A 20,319-nucleotide genomic window follows, 5' to 3' on the forward strand; every position below is an offset into this window, starting at 1 on the left:
ATGGCAGAGACAAAAATTTGGTCAGCTGATGAATTGCCCGCAGCGGTCCGCGCGATTAAGCGTGGGTCACTCGTTGCATTCCCAACTGAAACAGTGTATGGCTTGGGCGCGGATGCGTTTAACGATACGGCTGTTGGTAAGGTGTACGCTGCAAAGGGTCGTCCATCTGACAACCCGTTGATTGTGCACGTTTCTGACCCAGAACAAGTTGACCGCTTTGCTGAGGTGAACGACTGGGCGAAGAAGTTGATGGACGCCTTTTGGCCTGGTCCATTGACGATGATTTTGCCAGTTAAGCCAGGCACGGTGTCAACGACGGTGACGGGTGGTTTGGACACAGTGGCAGCGCGCATGCCAGATAACGATTTAACGCGTGCGTTGATTCGTGAGGCTGATGCGCCATTGGTTGGGCCATCTGCTAACACATCAGGTAAGCCATCACCAACCACGGCACAACACGTTTACCATGATTTGCATGGTAAGATTGCCGGCATCTTGGATGATGGGGCAACAAAGATTGGGGTTGAATCAACGGTCATTGACCTATCAACTGATCAACCAGCCGTTTTGCGTCCAGGTAAGATTACGCCTGGTCAAATTGAAGCCGTGTTGGGTGTGGCGGTTGATTCTGAGATTCGTCACGTGGATGCTGATGAAGCACCCAAGGCACCAGGTATGAAGTACCGCCACTACGCACCTGACAAGGATGTGTACATGGTGGCACCAGAAGACTGGACGCAAGCCATCATTTGGGCCCAAGGACAATTGGAACCGGTTGGCTTGATGTTGACGAATGATTTAATTATTCAACACCAGTTGGCTGGCATGGACTTTGTGTGGTCTCTCGGGGATAATGGAGATACCGCAGCAGCTAAATTGTTTGCCGGTTTGCGTTACTTTGATGATCGCAAGGATGTGCGGACGGTTTTGGTTGCTGCCATGCCATCGACACCAGAAAACAGTGCCTACAATAACCGTCTTGGAAAGTCTTCCGGCGGACATTGGGTAACGGAACTGTTAGCTGATTAATTTTGGGGATATCGTTTATATTTGGGGATTTAATAGGAGGTCATGTGAATGACAAATTATCGTGAGTTTGATCCAGAGTTGTGGGCTGCCGTTGACCGCGAGGCTGACCGTCAAGAGCACAACATCGAGTTGATTGCATCTGAAAACATTGCATCAGCAGGGGTGCGTGCTGCGCAAGGTAGCATTTTGACGAACAAGTACGCTGAAGGTTATCCTGGCAAGCGTTACTACGGTGGAACTGAGTTTATCGACCAAATCGAGCAATTGGCGATCGATCGTACCAAGGAATTGTTTGGTGCGGACTACGCCAACGTGCAACCACACTCAGGTTCACAAGCCAACGCAGCTGTTTATGCAGCTTTGCTTGAGCATGGTGACCACGTGTTGGGGATGGACCTCGACGCTGGTGGTCACTTGACGCACGGTTCTCCTGTTAATTTCTCAGGTAAGACGTACCAATTCCACGCCTATGGTTTGGATGAGAACGAGTTGATTGATTACGACCAAGTCCAAGCTTTGGCTGAAGAATTTAAGCCTAAGTTGATTGTGACGGGTGCATCAGCCTACTCACGTTTCATTGACTTTGACCGTTTCCGTCAAATCGCTGATTCTGTTGGCGCATACTTGATGGTTGATATGGCACACATCGCCGGCTTGATTGCTGCTGGGGTTCACCCATCACCAGTTGGTATCGCTGATGTGGTCACGACGACGACGCACAAGACATTGCGCGGACCTCGTGGTGGTATGATTTTGGCCAAGGAAGAGTTGGGCAAGAAGTTGAACTCAGCCATCTTCCCTGGTACGCAAGGTGGACCTTTGGAACACGTGATTGCTGGTAAGGCCGTTGCGTTCTACGAAGCGATGCAACCAAGCTTCAAGGAATACGGTAAGCAAATCGTTGCGAATGCTAAGGCTATGGCTGAAGTGTTTAGCCAATCAGATTTGGTTCGCGTCATTTCTGGCGGTACGGACAACCACTTGTTCAACCTTGATTTGACGGCCACTGGTTTGACGGGTAAGGAAGCCCAAAACTTGTTGGACAGCATTCACATTACGACCAACAAGGAAGCCATTCCAAATGAGCCTCGTAGCCCATTCATCACATCAGGTATCCGTATTGGAACGCCAGCAATTACGACGCGTGGATTCAAGGAGCATGAAGCACGCGAAGTCGCACACATGATTTTGCGTGCCTTTGAGAACCACGATAACCAAGAAGTTCTTGATATGATTGCCAAGGAAGTTATTGCGTTGACGGATAAGTTCCCATTGAGTGGAATTGAGCACGCTGAATAACATTTACCTGTATAATAGTAGAAAATGAATTGGAGTACATGACATGAGCAAGCTAACTGTTTTTGATCACCCACTAATCCAACACAAGTTGACGATTATCCGTGATAAGAATGTTGGAACGAAGGAATTCCGTGAGATCGTTGATGAAATTGCTTCATTGATGGCCTATGAAGTCACACGTGATTTGCCAGTTGAAGATGTTGAAATCGAGACACCAGTTGCCAAGACGACACAAAAGCAATTGGCTGGTAAGAAGTTGGCCATCGTGCCAATCTTGCGTGCTGGTTTGGGGATGGTCGACGGAATCATGAAGTTGATCCCAGCTGCACGTATCGGTCACATTGGTATGTACCGTGATGAAGAGTCATTGGAGCCAGTTGAATACTTCGTTAAGTTGCCAGAAGACATCGACCAACGTGAAGTTTTGGTTGTTGATCCAATGTTGGCTACTGGTGGTTCAGCTGTTATGGCCATTGACGCTTTGAAGAAGCGCGGTGCAACTAAGATTAAGTTGATCACGTTGGTTTCTGCACCAATCGGTGTTGAGACTGTACAAAAGGCCCACCCTGATGTTGATATCTACACGGCTGGTTTGGACGAAGGTTTGAACGAGCACGGATACATCATCCCAGGTTTGGGTGACGCGGGTGACCGTTTGTTCGGTACTCACTAATTAGTTAAAGAAAATTTGGAGACTGCAAGAATTAATTCATGCGGTCTCCATTTTTGTCTTTGATAATAGTAGTAAAGATGAAAATAGAAATTGAGGAGATACGCGATGAAGGTATTAGTAGTAGGCGCTAGTGGGCGCGTCGGCGAAGAGTTGGTTAAGAATCTTGTGGCGGATGGCCGTCAAGTGATTGCGGGAACGCGTCACACGGACCAAGACTTTGGTGAAGGTGTTGAAGTAAAGAACATTGATTTGCTGGCAGATGAAGCGACGTTGGTTGGCGAATTGCGTCCATTGGAATTGGATTCCATTTACTTCGTGGCCGGATCACGTGGTAAGAACTTGTTGCAAATCGATGCTTTTGGTGCTGTGAAGCTTGAAAATGCTGCGGACAAGTTGGGCATCAAGCGCTTTATCATGTTGTCATCATGGCACTCACTATCACCTGCTGAGTGGCAAGACGAGAGCATGATGAATTACAACATCGCGAAGTTCTTTGGTGATCACTGGTTGATGCACCACACGGAATTGAACTACACGATTTTGCAACCGGTTGGATTGACGGAAGAACCTGCCACGGGCAAGGTTGACTTGAATCCAAAGAACGCCGGTACGGGCAAGAACACGATTGTCGATGTGGCTAAGGTGTTGTCAGAAATGTTGAAGTGTGAGAACACATTCCACCGCGTTATTTCAATGCGCCAAGGTGAAACTGACATCAAATTGGCACTAGATACACTTAAGTCAATTTAATTTAGAAGGTTAAACGTTTAACGTGGCGCTGACTTGTTTACTAACTTTGTTAACTAGTTTATACTGAGTGAAGTTAAGAAAAGACGTCTTTAAGTCAGCCCAGCGAGACTGACAAGTTCGGGTCAACGTGCAACCGTACGTTAGAAGATTTTTTACTGCTGGGATGACATGGTCGTCCTGGCTGTTTTTTGTATAAAGACGGGAATTATAGAGGAGTTTGCTCATGGATATGAAGCGTGACGTCGTACTTGACGTTAATGAGAAACCTGGGTTCTTGCAATGGATTGGGTTGTCATTGCAACACATGTTCTCAATGTTTGGGTCAACGGTCTTGGTACCGTTGTTGGTTGGTTTGAATCCTGGAATTGCCTTGTTCAGTTCTGGTGTGGGAACTTTGCTCCACATCTTGATTACGAAGAAGCAAATTCCAGCGTACATGGGTTCTAGTTTTGCCTTCATCATTCCGATGGTGGCCTTGATGAAGACCACAGGATACCCTGGTGTTGCCACTGGTGTTATCTCAGTTGGTATTGTCTACTTGATTGTGGCGGCAATCGTTGCCGTAATCGGTACGAACTGGATTGAAAAGTTGTTGCCACCAATCGTGGTCGGCCCAATCATCATGGTTATCGGTTTGTCATTGTCATCATCAGCTGCACAATCAGCAACGTTGTTGAACGGCAAGTACGACATCCGCGTCTTCGCGGTTGCGATGATCACGTTGGGATTGACGATTGTCTTCAACATGTTCTTGAAGGGCTTCCTTGGTTTGATTCCAATCTTGTTGGGAATTGTTGGTGGATACATCTTCGCTATCTTGTTCGGGTTGGTTGATTTGGCACCAGTTGCACACGCTGCTTGGTTCGCTTTGCCAGACTTCGACATTCCATTCGTTGATTACAAGCCAGTCATGCACTGGGGCGCAATCATCGTTATGGCGCCATTGGCTTTGGTAACGATCACGGAGCACTTGGGTCACTTGATGGTCTTGGATGACTTGACGGGACGGGACTTCATGCGTAACCCAGGTTTGCACCGTACGTTGGCTGGTGACGGTACTGCCTCAATCTTTGCCGGATTGGTCGGTGGACCTTCAACGACATCATATGGTGAAAACATCGGTGTTATGGCCATTACGAAGGTGCACTCAGTTTACGTTTTGATTGGTGCCGCCGTATTCGCCATCTTGTTCTCATTCGTTGGTAAGTTGTCAGCGTTGATCCAATCAATTCCTGGCGCCGTTACGGGTGGTGTGTCATTCTTGCTATTCGGTGTTATCGCAGCGTCAGGTTTGCGTATCATCGTTGAAAACAAGATCGACTTCAACTTGAAGCGTAACTTGATGATTGCCTCATCAGTTTTGGTTATCGGTATCGGTAACGCTTACCTACAAGTGGGTGAGGGTAACGACATCATCCAATTCTCTGGTGTTGCCATCGCCACTGTCTTGGGGATTTTCTTGAATTTGGTCTTGCCAGAAAAGGCTGCTTCAGAGAAATAGTTAATAATTATACAAACTCAAACCGCGGTTTCCGATATGGAATACCGCGGTTTTTTCTTGTAAAAAGTGGGAATAGGCGTTGGCATGACTAGGATTATGCTATTTTTTAGAATATCTAAAATATCAAATTATGGATATAAATATGAAACTATTCCGAAGTGGAATGTTTAAAACCGCGGTTTTACGGCGTTTCTAAATCTGATTGCACATTTGGGACAAAAGTGTTGAAGCTTAAAACGTTGAATTCACATATAAAAGGCGTAATATTAGGGGGTAAAAGTTTTAAACGGTCTGTGTTCTGCGCATCACCGCGATTATTTAGAAAGGAAAGAGGTGGATTTCTGTGGGTGAGAAGACCGCAACCTTTAGCATTGCGGGGCTAACGTTCGACTGGAGCATCATTATTTCAACGACTGTTACATTCGCTATTGTTTTCTTCTTGGCGTTTTGGATGTCTCGCAAGCTGGTTATGAAGCCAGCTGGTGCGTCAAAGCAAAACTTCCTTGAGTGGATTATCGATTTTACCAACGGTATCGTTGATGGATCGCTTCCAAATCGAACTGGAACTAATTTGAAGTTCTTCGCATTCTCAATGTTCATGTTCATCTTTGTTGCCAACCAACTAGGTGTTGCCTTCGTGGTTGACTTCAATGACGTAACGTTCTTGCGTTCTCCAACGGCTAATCCGTTGGTCACGATGACCTTGGCATTGATTGCAATCGGAATGTCCCACTACTTGGGTGTTCAAAAGCTCGGATTCAAAAACTACTTCAAGTCAGTTTACTTGAGTCCATTCAGCGCATTGCTGCCAATTAACATTATTGAACAATTCACGAGTTTCTTGACATTGGGACTTCGTTTGTTCGGTAATATTTTTGCCGGTGAAATGGTCTTGTCTCTTCTTTGGGAATTGGCAAAATCAGCCGGTGTCGTATCATTCGTTCCAGCATTCTTGCTAACGATGATTTGGCAAGCATTCTCTTTGTTTGTCGGAAGTATTCAAGCTTATGTCTTTGTGACGTTGACGACAGTTTACGTTTCAGAAAAGACTGAGATTGAAGAGTAATTTTTTCTTAATTAATCGGAGGATTAAAAAAATGGACGTTGCAACCATTGGTGTTGGTGTTGCCGCAGCGGGTGCCGCAATTGGTGCCGGAATTGGTAACGGTATTGTTATTTCAAGCATGATCTCAGGTATGGCCCGCCAACCTGAATTGGAAGGTAAGTTGCGTTCTAACATGTTCATCGGTGTTGGATTGGTCGAGGCCGTGCCTATCATTGCCATCGCCATTGCCTTCATGTTGTTGAGCAAGTAATAGTAACGCGGAGGCCAACTAATTATGATTAATCAAATTGTTCTAGCAGGTGCTAGCGAAGGGTTGGCTTTGGGTAACATGTTGTTTGTACTAGTGGCATTCCTTGTGTTGATGCTTCTTTTGAAGCACTTCGCTTGGGGTCCAGTAGTAAAGATGATGGAAAAGCGTGCGGAAAAGGTTTCTAACGATTTGGACTTTGCTGAAGAGGCCCGTAAGCAAGCCGAAGCTGATGCAGCTGAGCGTTCAGCTCAATTGCAATCAGCTCGCACTGAAGCAAACGGCATCATCGCTGACGCTAAGACTGCTGCAGGAAACCAACGTGATCAAATCGTTGCGGACGCGCACGCAGCTGCCCAAGCTACTAAGGATCAAGCTTCAGCTCAAATCGAGCAAGAGTGTGCCGAAGCAATGGCTGGCGTTAAGAACGATGTTGCTGAATTGTCAGTGACGATCGCACAAAAGATTATCCAAAAGGAACTAAAGTTAGATGATCAAAAGGCGTTGATTGACGCCTACATCGAAGGGTTAGGTAACAAGTAATGGCATTGGATCAAGCAACGATTGCTAAGCGATATGCCGTTGCTTTGTTCGAATTAACCCATGACCAAAACACGGATGCTGCTACTTTGGCCGAATTGGTTGAAGTACGTACAGTATTGGTGGAAAACCCAGAATTGACGAAGGCTATCGAATCAATGCGTGTGCCTGAGTCAGCTAAGCAACAAATGGTAGCAACGCTATCTGATGGAGCTAGCCAAGTGGTTAAGAACTTGTTGCAAATGGCGTATGATTATCGCCGTTTCAGCGACCTACCTGCAATTATCACAGCTTATGAAGACTTGGTTAACAAGTCTGAAGGTGTGGTATATGCCGAGGTTAAGACTGCTGTTGCTTTGAGCGACGAACAAGCTGCCCGTATGACGGAACAACTTGCAAAGCGCTTTGAAGCTAAGGAGATTAAGTTGACACAAGTTGTCGACGAAGCCTTGCTTGGTGGTGTTGTTGTACAAGCGAACAACCAGATTTTGGATGGGTCATTAGCAACTAAGTTAGCTGCTATTCGTCAGAGTATCATCCGCTAGTAATCTGAAAATCTAGTAGAAATTGATGTTGTGTGTGATGAATAGACACACTTTAAAGAAAGAGGAACTGCTGAAATGAGCATCAAAGCTGAAGAAATCAGTTCACTCATCAAGAGCCAATTGGCCAACTATCAAGACGAATTGACTGTTCAAGAAACGGGAACTGTTACCTACGTTGGTGACGGTATTGCCCGTGTAACCGGTTTGGAGAACGCTCTTGCCGGTGAATTGGTCGAGTTTGAGAACGGCGTATTTGGTATGGCACAAAACCTTGAGTCTAATGATGTTGGTATCATTATCTTGGGTAAGTACGACGAGATTCGCGAAGGCGATACTGTTAAGCGCACTGGTCGTATCATGGAAGTGCCTGTTGGTGAGGGATTGATCGGACGTGTTGTTAACGCATTGGGTCAACCAATCGACGGAATGGGACCAATTAACACGACGAGCACTCGTCCTGTTGAAGTAAAGGCCCCAGGTGTTATGGAGCGTAAGTCTGTTTTCGAGCCACTACAAACTGGTTTGAAGGCCGTCGACGCTTTGGTTCCAATTGGACGTGGACAACGTGAATTGATCATCGGTGACCGTAAGACTGGTAAGACGTCTGTAGCCATCGATACAATCTTGAACCAAAAGGATCAAGACATGATCGTTATCTACGTGGCTATTGGTCAAAAGGATTCAACTGTGCGTACGCAAGTTGAAACTTTGCGTCAAATGGGCGCTTTGGATTACACGATTGTTGTGTCAGCCGGTCCTTCAGAACCAGCTCCTATGTTGTACTTGGCTCCTTATGCCGGTGCAGCTATGGGTGAAGAGTTCATGTACAACGGCAAGCACGTCTTGATTGTGTACGATGATTTGTCAAAGCAAGCTACGGCTTACCGTGAGCTGTCATTGATTCTTCGTCGTCCTCCTGGACGTGAAGCCTACCCTGGTGACGTCTTCTACTTGCACTCACGTTTGCTAGAACGTGCTGCTAAGTTGTCAGACGAATTGGGTGGCGGTTCAATGACTGCTTTGCCAGTTATCGAAACGCAAGCGGGTGACGTTTCTGCGTACATCCCAACTAACGTTATCTCAATCACTGACGGACAAATCTTCTTGGATGCCGACCAATTCTACGCCGGTGTTCGTCCTGCCATCGATGCCGGAACTTCTGTTTCACGTGTTGGTGGTGACGCCCAAATCAAGGCGATGAAGAAGGTTGCCGGAACGTTGCGTTTGGACTTGGCTTCATTTAAGGAGTTGGAGTCATTCGCACAATTCGGTTCTGACTTGGATGCGGCAACGCAAGCTAAGTTGGCCCGTGGTCGTCGTACGGTTGAGTTGTTGAAGCAACCTTTGCACCAACCATTGCCAGTTGAAGAGCAAGTTTTGTCATTGTACGCCTTGACTCGTGGCTTTATGGACGATGTTGCTGTTGAAGATATCCAACGCTTCGAATCAGAAATGATCGCAGCTGTTCGTGCTTCACACAACGACTTGTTGCAAACGATTGTTGACACAAAGGACTTGCCTGATGCAGATGCTATGAACGCCGCCATTACGGAGTTCAAGGCAACCTTTGCGCCAAGTGCCCAATAATTAGGGAGGGGCGATAAATGGCAGCTTCTTTGCAAGATATTCAACGCCGAATTGCCTCAACAAAAAAGACGCGACAAATCACGAGTGCCATGCAAATGGTCTCAACGGCTAAGTTGAGCCAAATTCAACGTCACGGTGGATCATACACAACGTATGCTAACGCCTTGCACGACGTTGTGGCTCACTTATCTAATGCGCACATCAACAATGTTTCTGGTACTTTGCTAGAACAACGTGATGTGAAGAAGGTTGGCTTCTTGGTCATCTCTTCTGATCGTGGTTTGGTTGGTGGTTATAACTCAACGCTATTGAAGGGTATGATGGCGATTATCGAAGAGCGTCAATTGACGCCTGACCAAGTGGTTATTTTGGCCGTTGGTGGTAATGCCTCAGACTTCTTCAAGAAGCGTGGCTACAACGTTGCGTACGAGTACCGTGGTGTGTCTGACGTGCCTACCTTTAACGAGGTTCGCGAAATCGTTAAGACCGTTACGACGATGTACGATAACGAAGTCTTTGATGAGTTGACTGTTGCATACCAACACTTCGTATCACGTATTCAAAATGAATTGCGTTTGGAGAAGATGTTGCCAGTTTCTACTGACGACATGGAACCAACGTCTGAAGATTCAGTGAAGGCGGATTACGAAATGGATCCTTCTCCAGAACAAATTCTTGGTGTGGTTTTGCCACAATATGCTGAGAGTTTGGTCTACGGTGCTATCTTGGATGCCAAGACGGCTGAGCACGCGGCTTCTGCCAACGCAATGTCATCTGCAACTGATAACGCTAAGGAAATCATCCGTACGTTGGAATTGCAATTTAACCGTGCGCGTCAAAGTGCGATTACGACGGAAATTACAGAAATTACAGGTGGTATGGCTGCTTTGGATTAATCCAAGCGTCATAGCAACCTTTTGAAATGAAGGAAGGAAACGACAATGAGTACCGGACGTGTTGTTCAAGTCATTGGTCCAGTCGTCGACGTTGCCTTTCCATCAGGAACTCAAGTACCTGACATCAACAACGCTTTGATCATCGATAAGGGTGAGCAAGGTGCGTTGACGGTCGAAGTATCTTTGGCTTTGGGTGATGGTGTCGTACGTACGATCGCCATGGACTCAACTGATGGTTTGCAACGTGGAATGGCCGTAGAAGACACTAATGCACCAATTAGTGTGCCTGTCGGTGAAGCTACGTTGGGACGTGTGTTCAACGTTTTGGGTAACCCCGTTGATGGTGGTGAAGAGTTGGGTGAGGATGTTCCTCGTGACCCTATCCACCGTGAGGCCCCAGCTTACGACCAATTGGCCACATCTACTGAAATCCTTGAAACTGGTATCAAGGTTATCGATTTGTTGGCACCTTACATCCGTGGTGGAAAGATCGGATTGTTTGGTGGTGCCGGAGTTGGTAAGACAGTTTTGATTCAAGAGTTGATTCACAATATCGCTCAAGGTCACAACGGAATCTCTGTATTTACTGGTGTTGGTGAGCGTACCCGTGAAGGTAACGACATGTACCACGAAATGCAAGATTCAGGCGTTTTGAAGCAAACGGCCATGGTTTATGGTCAAATGAACGAGCCTCCTGGAGCACGTATGCGTGTTGCGTTGACTGGTTTGACAATCGCTGAGCACTTCCGTGATGTTAACGGACAAGACGTGTTGTTGTTTATCGACAACATCTTCCGTTTCACGCAAGCTGGTTCAGAGGTTTCAGCCTTGTTGGGACGTATCCCATCAGCCGTTGGTTACCAACCTACGTTGGCAACTGAAATGGGTCAATTGCAAGAGCGTATTACGTCAACGCAAAAGGGTTCAGTTACGTCAATCCAAGCCGTTTACGTGCCTGCCGATGACTATACTGACCCTGCTCCTGCGACGACATTTGCCCACTTGGATGCCACGACTAACTTGGAGCGTGCTTTGACGCAACAAGGTATCTACCCAGCCGTGGATCCATTGGCATCAACGTCAACTGCTTTGACGCCTGAGATTGTTGGTCAAGAACACTACGAAGTAGCTACGGAAGTACAACGTACTTTGCAACGCTACCGTGAGTTGCAAGACATCATCTCAATCTTGGGTATGGATGAGTTGTCAGATGAAGAGAAGACGATCGTTAACCGCGCTCGTCGTATTCAATTCTTCCTGTCACAACCATTCTCAGTCGCTGAGACGTTTACTGGTTTGAAGGGTGAGTACGTACCAGTTGCTGAAACTGTACGTAGCTTCAAGGAGATCTTGGAAGGTAAGTACGACCAATACCCTGAAGATGCCTTCCGTAACGTTGGTGTCATCGAACAAGTAGCTGAAAAGGCTGCTACGATGGCTCAATAGTGAGGGCGCGCCATGAATGAACACAGCCTACATGTTAAGGTGGTAACGCCGAACGGTGTCGTGTTCGATTATGAGACTGCTACGTTGGTTGTGCTTAGCACGACTGGCGGTGAAGTAGGTGTCATGGCGAACCACGCACCAATTATCGCTGCTTTGAAGGTTAGCGAAGTTAAGATTGTCGATGACGTCAACGGTGTTGAAGAACGCCTTGCCGTTAGTGGCGGTTTTGCCGAGTTTTCTTCAAACGAGTTGACGGTTGTCGCTGACGCTGCAGAGCGTGCTGCTGACATCGACATTACTCGTGCGGAGTCAGCCAAGGAACGCGCTGAGCGCCGTTTGGCTGATGATAACTCAACTCGTGATGTGGAACGTGCACAGGTCGCTTTGTTGCGTGCCGTAAACCGTATCCACGTTGCTTCTGGAAAGAAGTAATAGATTGCGAATTTAAGGGTCTTGAACATTTTGTTCAAGGCCCTTTTTGTATACAAAATGGTACACTAGAAGCAATGATATTGTGAGGGGAATGCGAGAATGAAATTTGGAAAACTTGTTGGTGGCGGTTTGGTTGTCGTAGCGTTGGCCGGTGGTGGTTATTGGCTAATGCATCAACAGCAACCAGCCGAGAAGACACAAACAACGACGAAGCAACCAGCTAAGCAACAACAATCCAGCAGTGAGAAGAAGGCGTATCCGGTGACGATTAAGCCAGGTAGCGAAGAAGCGACGCTATTGATGGTTGTGAATAAAAAGCACCCATTACCAGCTGACTACAACCCTTATAACGGTGGTTTGAGTCCACGTACGGAAACGGCTAAGGATGAACTGATTGCGGCGATGAAGCAAGCTGGCTTTGACGTTGGTGACACAGTTTCAGGTTACCGTGGCTATGATTATCAAAAGACGTTGTACGATGGTTATGTCGCTTCTGAAGGGCAAGCTGAAGCTGATGCGGTATCAGCCCGTCCAGGTTACTCAGAGCACCAATCTGGTTTGGCGTTCGATTTGCGTAACGGTAGCGGTGGCTTGTTTGCGGAAGGTGGTTCTGATCCAGCTGCCGCAAAGTGGTTGCGCGACAATGCCTACAAGTATGGCTTGATTGTCCGTTACCCAGCTGACCTAACGAGTTCAACCGGATATTCCCACGAGGAATGGCACATGCGCTATGTTGGCATGACCGCTGCCAAGGTGATTAAGGAACAAAATATCTCCCTTGAGCAATACACTGGTAATGCCGGTGGCGATTACAACAAGACAAAGAGCGATGATATTCCAGCGCTCGAAGAATATACGGCAAAATACAGCGACCGCTTAACCAAATAAGGGAGTTTTAAGCACGCGGAAAATTTGCTAAAATAGAATTAATTATGATTTGAGAAAGCAGGACGACACGATGATTGTATTATCGGGAACTATTGGAGCTGGGAAGACCAGTTTGACGACGGTGCTCGCTGAGCACTTGGGAAGTGAAGCATTTTATGAGTCCGTAGATGATAACCCAATTTTGCCTTTGTTCTACGAGAATCCAAAGAAGTACGCGTTCTTGCTACAAAATTATTTCTTGAACAAGCGTATGGATAACATCAAGGACGCACAAGGAAGCAAGTTGAACGTTATTGACCGTTCAATCTTTGAGGACTTGTTGTTGTTCCAATTGAACGCTGACTTGGAGCGTGCAACGCAAACTGAAGTTGCCATTTACGGTGACTTGTTGAACAACATGATGGAACAAGTTGATTTTTCTGACGATGCTATCGTGAAGACGCCAGATTTGTTGATTTACATCCACGTTAGCTTCGACACGATGTTGGCTCGCATTCAAAAGCGTGGTCGTGACTTCGAGCAAATCGACCACGATCCATCATTGTACGATTACTACAAGAAGTTGAACGAACGCTACATTGCTTGGTTCGAAAGTTATGATCGTTCACCAAAGCTAAGTATCGATGGTGACAAGCACGACTTTGTGAATGACCCAGAAGCTGCTAAGGCAGTATTGGCATTGATCGACGAAAAGATTGATGAATTGGGTTTGCGTGATTAATTAGGAGAATAAGAATATGTTAGATATGAAGTTGATCCGTAACGAAACGGAAAGTGTCAAGGAACGTTTGGCAACGCGTGGTGTTGACCCATCAGAAATTGATGCGTTGATTGCTGACGATGCTAAGCGTCGCGAGTTGTTGGTACAAACTGAAGAGTTGAAGGCTCGTCGTAACACGGTTTCAGACGAAATTGGTTTGAAGAAGCGCAACAAGGAAGATGCTTCAGAGACTATCGCCGAGATGCAAGCAGTATCTGCTAAGATCAAGGAATTGGACGAAGAAGTTGCTAAGGTTGACGAGGCTATCCAAGACCGCATGTTGCACTTCCCTAACTTGCCAAACCCAACGATTCCAGTTGGTGCTGACGAAGAAGCTAACCGCGAAGAGCGTACTTGGGGAGAAATTCCTTCATTCGACTTCAAGCCAAAGGCTCACTACAAAATTGGTGAAGACCTTGGTATCTTGGACTGGGAGCGCGGTGCTAAGGTTGCCGGTGCTCGCTTTGTCTACTACGTTGGTCAAGGTGCCCGCCTAGAACGTGCCGTTTACAACTTCATGTTGGACGAGCACCAAAAGGAAGGCTACAAGGAAATGATCACGCCATACATGGTTAAGGATGCTGCCATGTTTGGTACGGGACAATACCCTAAGTTCATGGAAGACGCTTACCGTGTTGGAACTAACGAAGATATGACGTTGATTCCAACGGCCGAAGTGCCTTTGACGAACTACTTCCGCGAAGAAGTGATTGATGCTGACAAGTTGCCATACTCAGTTACGGCTGTTTCACCATCATTCCGTCAAGAAGCTGGTTCAGCTGGACGCGACACGCGTGGATTGATCCGTATGCACCAATTCAACAAGGTTGAAATGGTTAAGTTTACGAAGCCTGAGCAATCATACCAAGCTTTGGAAGACATGACGGCTAACGCTGAAAACATCTTGCAAAAGTTGAATTTACCATACCACGTCATCACGTTGTCAACGGGAGACATGGGATTCTCAGCTGCCAAGACTTATGACTTGGAAGTTTGGATGCCTGAGCAAGACATCTACCGTGAGATTTCATCAGTTTCAAACACGGAAGCCTTCCAAGCACGTCGCGCACGTATCCAATACCGTGACGAAGAGGGTAAGTTGCAATTTGTACACACGTTGAACGGTTCAGGTTTGGCTGTTGGACGTACGGTTGCTGCTATCTTGGAGAACTACCAAAACGAAGACGGAACGGTTACGATTCCTGAAGTTTTGCGTCCATACTTCGGTGCCGACAAGATCGTGCCAGAAGACACGTTGTAAAATTAAACATTAATTTAGCTCAACAATCGGATTTCGGTTGTTGGGCTTTTTTGTTGTTGGTTTTTATGTAGTGGTGTGTGTCGACGCGTTGCGTCGAGGCATGGGTGCGCGGGACTATCTCCGGCAAAGTTCAAATTGGGGCAACCGAATGGCGCGGACGCCATTCAGCGAGGCAAATAATGCATAAGTTATTTGTAAATAATAAGTATATTAAGTAATGCGTTACGGAATGATGACTGTGGCGCGATAAGAGTGAGGAAAAGATATGCGTAAGGTTACGAAGCAAATGATGGCAGGTTTGATGGCAGCAGGTGTGTTGGCATCAGTTGGGACGAGCGCGAGTGCCGCTTTGGTTGACCCAGGCCTACAATCAACAAAGGCGGGTGTTGTGGTTGACGCCCAAACTGGTCAAGTTATCGCTGATCAAAACGGAACGGAGCGTTTGCCAATCGCTTCAACGACTAAGTTGATTACGATGTACATGGTTAAGGAAGCTATCAAGTCAGGCAAGATTTCATTGTCACAAAAGGTGAAGGTGCCTGAGGACATTGCGGCCTTCAGTCAAGACTTGTCAGTGGCAAACACGCCAATGACGGCTGAGAAGACGTACACGGTGCAACAATTGATCGACGCGATGATGGTGCCATCTTCAAACGGTGCTGCTTTGTTGTTGGCGAACTTGTTGGGTGGTAGCCAAGCTAAGTTCAAAAAGATGATGGAAGCTAAGTTGGAGAGCTGGGGAATTGCTGGCGTGAAGATTTACTCACCCTCAGGTTTGACGAACGGTGACATGAAGAAGTTCAAGGATTCATCAGCTGACGAAGATGTTGAAAACGAAATGTCAGCCCGCGAATTGGCTGTGGTGGCCCGTCGCTTGGTATTGGACTTCCCTGACGTGTTGAAGACAGCACAACAAAAGACGGTTGAGTTCCCTGCTGTTTCAGGTGGTACTGAAACGATGAACAACACGAACGAATTGTTGGGTAACGAAACGTTTGATTTGAACTGGCTTGGTTTGAAGACGGGAACGACGCCTAACGCCGGTGGAAACTTTGTTGGTGTAACGAAGATTCAAGGCCGTCCAGTTGTCTCAGTTGTTTTGAACTCAGGCGACAATGCTGATGCCGCTGCTAAGTTTAACGCAACGTTGACGATGGTTAAGAAGGCTGACGATGCAGTTAAGGTGCAAAAGGTTGCCTCAGGTTTGAAGCCAGCCAAGAATACGGTCTCAGTTTTGACGGCCAAGGATGGTAAGATCTCATACAAGACTAAGGGAACGGCTACTTTCTTCGTGCCAGCTGGTGAGTCAGCAACGACGAAGGCTGTGAACGCAAAGTTGAGCAAGAAGATCACAGCACCATTGAAGCAAAACGAGAAGTTGGGAACGGCGCAATTGGAATCATCATTTGCAGCAGCCAACGACTGGTTGACGGGTGCTCCTGAAGTTGAGTTGGTTTCAGTTTCAGAAGAGCCACGTGCAAACTGGTTCGCAACGACTTGGCGTGGTATGTTCGGTAAGAGCAACTACGACATTACGGCAACTAAATAATTAGATAGAAGGGTGATCACAACAGGTGGTCACCTTTTTTGTATGAAATGCGTTTTTTCTATGAAAAAAGTATTGCCAAATGGCATTGAGGCGAGTATTATATATCAAGTGGTTAGGCGACATGCCTACCGGGGCCGCTGCCGAGCGTTCCAAAATAACAAAGTTTGAAAAAAGTGTTGACACTTGCTTCTGTACTTGTTATTATATAAAAGTTGTTTCAAGCGAATAACTTGAAAAGACGTCTGTTGCGGATGTGGCGGAACTGGCAGACGCGCTGGATTTAGGTTCCAGTGCCTTCGGGCGTGCAGGTTCGATTCCTGTCATCCGTATTATCGGTTATCCGATAGACATGCCGACTTAGCTCAGCTGGCAGAGCACTTCACTAGTAATGAAGGGGTCGCTGGTTCGAATCCAGTAGTCGGCATTTGATGCGAATATAGTTCAGTTGGTAGAACGCTACCTTGCCATGGTAGAGGTCGCGGGTTCGAATCCCGTTGTTCGCTTCTGATTCTTTATAGGATCAAATAATTAAATAATGGGCTTATATGCTAATTGGATAAACACCCCGGCTACGAACCGGGTATTGCAGGTTCGAGTCCTGCTAGGCCCATCGATTGGAAAAACCATCAAGTAATAACTTGGTGGTTTTTCTGTCGTGTTTTACCACAAGATTTCGAACTGAATAGGCAAACTTGTTTGGTACGATTTACATAATCGATTAAGTGTGAAATTTTTTGTTTGGTTTTTGTGTTTAATGGTAAACTTACCTTAAGTCAGAACGACGTGACGAATTATTGGCATTAGTGAACCGCACGTTCTATAATAATGTCAACATTGGTCAAGGAGGCGCAAAGATGGCTGAACAAAATATGTCAGACTATATCGAAGCATATCTCAAACAGATTTTGCAGCAATCAGAACAGATTGAAATTCGGCGCGCAGAGCTTGCGGAACGATTCAACGTTGTGCCTTCGCAGATCAACTATGTCATTAAGACGCGGTTTTCAATTCAACAAGGTTATCGCGTGATTTCAAAACGTGGTGGCGGTGGCTTTATCCGCATTGAGCGGGTGCCGCTGAGGGCTGATCCTCATTATATTGAAGAGTTGTTATCAAGTCTTTCTGACCAGGTGAGTGTTCGTGAGGTTCGCGATATCTTATCTAGTCTAGTACGCGATGAGATATTAACGGAACGGGAGCAGGAGCTGTTGCTGACAATGTTGTCGAAGGAAGCGTTGGACGTTGGGGATGTTCAAGTTTAAGGACGTCTACGCGGACGATTGCTACGTCAATTATTAAACCGAATGCGGTTTGAAAGTGAGCGTAATTAATATGGATAATCAATACACACCAAGCGCCAAGAACGTACTTGTTTTGGCGCAAGAACAAGCAAAGTATTTTAAGCACCAAGCAGTTGGTACTGAGCACCTTTTGTTGGCTTTGGCCATCGAGAAGGAAGGTATCGCTAGCAAGGTAATGCAACAATTTAACATCTCTGACGATGATATTCGTGAGGAGATTGAGCGATTCACTGGTTACGGTACGTTGTCACGTGCTGAAAAGGAAGCTTACTTGCCATACTCACCAAAGGCTGGCGAAGTGTTGCAAATGGCTGGTGAAGAAGCACGCAACATGCAACAAAGCCGTGTTGGAACGGAACACATCTTGTTGGCATTGTTGGCTGATGATTCAATTTTGTCATCACGTATCTTGATTTCATTGGATGCAAATCCAGGTGAGATGCGTCGTGTCATTTTGCGTAAGCTTGGTATCAATGATACGGCACGCAAGAAGGATGCTCGTGGTGGCCGTCGCGGTAACCAACAAGCACAGGAAGGAACGCCAACCCTTGATTCATTGGCGCGTGATTTGACGCAACAAGCGCGTGATCACCGCATGGATCCAGTTGTCGGCCGTTCTGCTGAAGTTAAGCGTGTCATCCAAATTTTGTCACGTCGTACGAAGAACAACCCAGTCTTGATTGGTGAGCCTGGGGTTGGTAAGACGGCGATTGCTGAGGGTTTGGCCCAAAAGATTGTCGCTGGGGATGTACCAGCTGACATGGCTAAGAAGCGTTTGATGATGCTTGATATGGGTTCTTTGGTTGCCGGCACGAAGTATCGTGGTGAGTTCGAAGACCGTTTGAAGAAGGTTATCGACGAAATCCAACGTGACGGAAACGTCATCTTGTTCATCGATGAGTTGCACACGTTGATTGGTGCTGGTGGTGCAGAAGGTGCCATTGACGCCTCAAACATCTTGAAGCCAGCTTTGGCTCGTGGTGAGTTGCAAACGATTGGTGCGACAACGTTGGATGAGTACCAAAAGTACATTGAAGCTGATGCTGCTTTGGAGCGTCGTTTTGCCCAAGTGCAAGTTGACGAACCAACGGAAGCTGATGCCATTGAAATCTTGAAGGGCTTGAAGTCACGTTATGAGCAACACCACCAAGTTGCCATTTCAGATGATGCCGTAGTTGACGCTGTTAAGTTGTCAGTGCGTTACATCACGGATCGCTTCTTGCCAGACAAGGCCATCGATATCATGGACGAAGCTGCGGCTAAGGTTCGTATCGATCGTTCAGGTCACAAGACGCCATTGGCTAAGTTGGAAGAGAAGTTGCAAGCTATCCGCGCTGAAAAGGATGCCGCTATCGAGTCTTTGGACTTCGAATTGGCAGCGCAACTTCGTAAGAAGGAAATGACGCAAAAGAAGAAGGTTGATAAGTACATCGCCGAACGTGATGCTGAGCAACCTGAAGGAACGTCAAACTACGACTTGGAAGTTACGACGCACGATGTTGCTGAAGTGGTTTCAGAGCAAACTGGTATTCCACTAACGCAAATGGAAAAGTCAGAACAAGAGCGTTTGTTGAACTTGGAGAAGGTTTTGCACGACCGTGTTATCGGTCAAGACGAAGCCGTTTCAGCAACTGCGCGTGCCATCCGTCGTGCCCGTTCAGGTTTGAAGGATCCACAACGTCCAATTGGAACATTTATGTTCTTGGGACCTACTGGAACTGGTAAGACTGAATTGGCTAAGGCATTGGCTGAAGCAATGTTTGGTTCAGAAGACAACATGATTCGTGTTGATATGTCTGAATACCGTGAAGCATACTCAGCAAGCCGTTTGGTTGGTTCAGCACCTGGTTACGTCGGTTATGACGAAGGTGGTCAATTGACTGAAAAGGTTCGTCGTAACCCATACTCAGTTGTGTTGTTGGACGAGGCTGAAAAGGCTCACCCAGACATCTACAACTTGATGTTGCAAGTGTTCGACGACGGTTACCTAACGGACGCTAAGGGACGTAAGGTTGATTTCCGTAACACGATTATCATCATGACGTCTAACTTGGGTGCAACGCGTTTGCGTGATGAGAAGTCAGTTGGATTCGGTGCGGTCGACAAGTCTAAGGACTACGACGCAATGAATGCAACTGTTCGTCAAACATTGCGTGAGACGTTCCGTCCAGAATTCATTAACCGTATTGACGAAGTCGTGGTCTTCCATGCTTTGACGAAGCCAGAACTACACCAAATCGTGAAGTTGATGGCCAAGTCAGTGTTGAAGCGTATTTCAGAACAAGGATTCGATGTTAAGATGACGCCAGCTGCTATTGATGCAGTGGCCGAAGCTGGCTTCGATCCTGAATACGGTGCCCGTCCAATTCGTCGTGCGCTACAAACGAAGGTTGAAGATCGTTTGTCAGAGGAATTGTTGAGTGGCAAGATTACAACGAATGATGTTGTGACAATCGGTGCGAAGGCCGGCGAAATCACGATTAACGTGAAGGCAAAGGCTGAGCCAAAAGAGACGGTCACAGAATAACCATAATTTATTTGAAAAAGCG

General features: G+C 46.7%; 19 protein-coding genes and 4 tRNA genes. All 23 read left to right on the forward strand.

What is annotated here, in order from left to right:
* The 23 genes from C6P11_RS01280 (at position 1) to C6P11_RS01390 (ending at position 20,297) form a co-directional block, all read left to right on the forward strand.
* Positions 1 to 1,029, forward strand: a complete 1,029-nt coding sequence (locus C6P11_RS01280; RefSeq protein WP_135518066.1) for an L-threonylcarbamoyladenylate synthase — start codon at positions 1 to 3, stop codon at positions 1,027 to 1,029.
* 48 nt (positions 1,030 to 1,077) lie between these two features.
* The gene (gene glyA, locus C6P11_RS01285) at positions 1,078 to 2,328 is read left to right on the forward strand and encodes a serine hydroxymethyltransferase (protein WP_135518067.1); all 1,251 of its coding nucleotides are present in this window, start codon (positions 1,078 to 1,080) and stop codon (positions 2,326 to 2,328) included.
* Between the two features lie 43 nt (positions 2,329 to 2,371).
* Positions 2,372 to 3,001, forward strand: coding sequence for a uracil phosphoribosyltransferase (gene upp / locus C6P11_RS01290; RefSeq protein ID WP_135518068.1), 630 nt, complete (start codon positions 2,372 to 2,374; stop codon positions 2,999 to 3,001).
* 105 nt (positions 3,002 to 3,106) lie between these two features.
* The gene (locus C6P11_RS01295) at positions 3,107 to 3,751 is read left to right on the forward strand and encodes an NAD(P)H-binding protein (RefSeq protein WP_135518069.1); all 645 of its coding nucleotides are present in this window, start codon (positions 3,107 to 3,109) and stop codon (positions 3,749 to 3,751) included.
* Positions 3,752 to 3,974: 223 nt separating this feature from the next.
* Complete coding sequence (locus C6P11_RS01300) at positions 3,975 to 5,252, forward strand: solute carrier family 23 protein (protein WP_135518070.1); 1,278 nt, start codon at positions 3,975 to 3,977, stop codon at positions 5,250 to 5,252.
* Positions 5,253 to 5,595: 343 nt separating this feature from the next.
* Positions 5,596 to 6,318, forward strand: coding sequence for a F0F1 ATP synthase subunit A (atpB, locus tag C6P11_RS01305; protein WP_004560333.1), 723 nt, complete (start codon positions 5,596 to 5,598; stop codon positions 6,316 to 6,318).
* Positions 6,319 to 6,349: 31 nt separating this feature from the next.
* Positions 6,350 to 6,568 (forward strand): F0F1 ATP synthase subunit C, encoded by a 219-nt coding sequence (gene atpE, locus C6P11_RS01310; RefSeq protein ID WP_004560332.1) that lies wholly within the window; start codon positions 6,350 to 6,352, stop codon positions 6,566 to 6,568.
* Positions 6,569 to 6,592: 24 nt separating this feature from the next.
* Complete coding sequence (gene atpF, locus C6P11_RS01315) at positions 6,593 to 7,108, forward strand: F0F1 ATP synthase subunit B (RefSeq protein ID WP_135518071.1); 516 nt, start codon at positions 6,593 to 6,595, stop codon at positions 7,106 to 7,108.
* Positions 7,108 to 7,650, forward strand: coding sequence for an ATP synthase F1 subunit delta (atpH, locus tag C6P11_RS01320; RefSeq protein ID WP_004560330.1), 543 nt, complete (start codon positions 7,108 to 7,110; stop codon positions 7,648 to 7,650). Before atpF ends, atpH begins: the two co-directional genes overlap by 1 nt.
* A 75-nt stretch (positions 7,651 to 7,725) precedes the next feature.
* Positions 7,726 to 9,237: a F0F1 ATP synthase subunit alpha gene (atpA, locus tag C6P11_RS01325; protein ID WP_135518072.1), complete on the forward strand. Its 1,512-nt coding sequence runs from the start codon at positions 7,726 to 7,728 to the stop codon at positions 9,235 to 9,237.
* A gap of 17 nt (positions 9,238 to 9,254) precedes the next feature.
* On the forward strand, positions 9,255 to 10,133 hold the full coding sequence (locus tag C6P11_RS01330; protein WP_004560325.1) for a F0F1 ATP synthase subunit gamma: 879 nt from the start codon (positions 9,255 to 9,257) through the stop codon (positions 10,131 to 10,133).
* A 45-nt stretch (positions 10,134 to 10,178) separates the two neighbouring features.
* Positions 10,179 to 11,579 carry a F0F1 ATP synthase subunit beta gene (gene atpD, locus C6P11_RS01335; RefSeq protein WP_135518073.1) on the forward strand — a complete coding sequence of 467 codons (1,401 nt, stop codon included), beginning with the start codon at positions 10,179 to 10,181 and terminating at the stop codon, positions 11,577 to 11,579.
* Between the two features lie 12 nt (positions 11,580 to 11,591).
* The gene (locus C6P11_RS01340; protein ID WP_004560322.1) at positions 11,592 to 12,011 is read left to right on the forward strand and encodes a F0F1 ATP synthase subunit epsilon; all 420 of its coding nucleotides are present in this window, start codon (positions 11,592 to 11,594) and stop codon (positions 12,009 to 12,011) included.
* A 99-nt stretch (positions 12,012 to 12,110) separates the two neighbouring features.
* Positions 12,111 to 12,899 (forward strand): M15 family metallopeptidase, encoded by a 789-nt coding sequence (locus C6P11_RS01345; protein WP_135518074.1) that lies wholly within the window; start codon positions 12,111 to 12,113, stop codon positions 12,897 to 12,899.
* 70 nt (positions 12,900 to 12,969) lie between these two features.
* The gene (locus C6P11_RS01350; RefSeq protein WP_135518075.1) at positions 12,970 to 13,620 is read left to right on the forward strand and encodes a deoxynucleoside kinase; all 651 of its coding nucleotides are present in this window, start codon (positions 12,970 to 12,972) and stop codon (positions 13,618 to 13,620) included.
* A gap of 16 nt (positions 13,621 to 13,636) precedes the next feature.
* On the forward strand, positions 13,637 to 14,920 hold the full coding sequence (gene serS, locus C6P11_RS01355; RefSeq protein WP_135518076.1) for a serine--tRNA ligase: 1,284 nt from the start codon (positions 13,637 to 13,639) through the stop codon (positions 14,918 to 14,920).
* Between the two features lie 265 nt (positions 14,921 to 15,185).
* Positions 15,186 to 16,469, forward strand: coding sequence for a serine hydrolase (locus C6P11_RS01360; protein ID WP_135518077.1), 1,284 nt, complete (start codon positions 15,186 to 15,188; stop codon positions 16,467 to 16,469).
* A 247-nt stretch (positions 16,470 to 16,716) separates the two neighbouring features.
* Positions 16,717 to 16,798: transfer RNA gene (locus C6P11_RS01365), tRNA-Leu, on the forward strand.
* Positions 16,799 to 16,820: 22 nt separating this feature from the next.
* Positions 16,821 to 16,893, forward strand: a tRNA-Thr gene (locus C6P11_RS01370).
* A gap of 6 nt (positions 16,894 to 16,899) precedes the next feature.
* Positions 16,900 to 16,972: transfer RNA gene (locus C6P11_RS01375), tRNA-Gly, on the forward strand.
* 34 nt (positions 16,973 to 17,006) lie between these two features.
* Positions 17,007 to 17,079: transfer RNA gene (locus C6P11_RS01380), tRNA-Arg, on the forward strand.
* Positions 17,080 to 17,323: 244 nt separating this feature from the next.
* The gene (locus C6P11_RS01385) at positions 17,324 to 17,731 is read left to right on the forward strand and encodes a CtsR family transcriptional regulator (RefSeq protein WP_135518078.1); all 408 of its coding nucleotides are present in this window, start codon (positions 17,324 to 17,326) and stop codon (positions 17,729 to 17,731) included.
* Between the two features lie 70 nt (positions 17,732 to 17,801).
* Entirely contained in the window at positions 17,802 to 20,297 is a 2,496-nt protein-coding gene (locus C6P11_RS01390) for an ATP-dependent Clp protease ATP-binding subunit (protein ID WP_135518079.1), read from the forward strand.
* Positions 20,298 to 20,319: the final 22 nt, after the last annotated feature.

Source organism: Weissella confusa, from assembly GCF_004766315.1.
Lineage (GTDB): Bacteria > Bacillota > Bacilli > Lactobacillales > Lactobacillaceae > Weissella > Weissella confusa_A.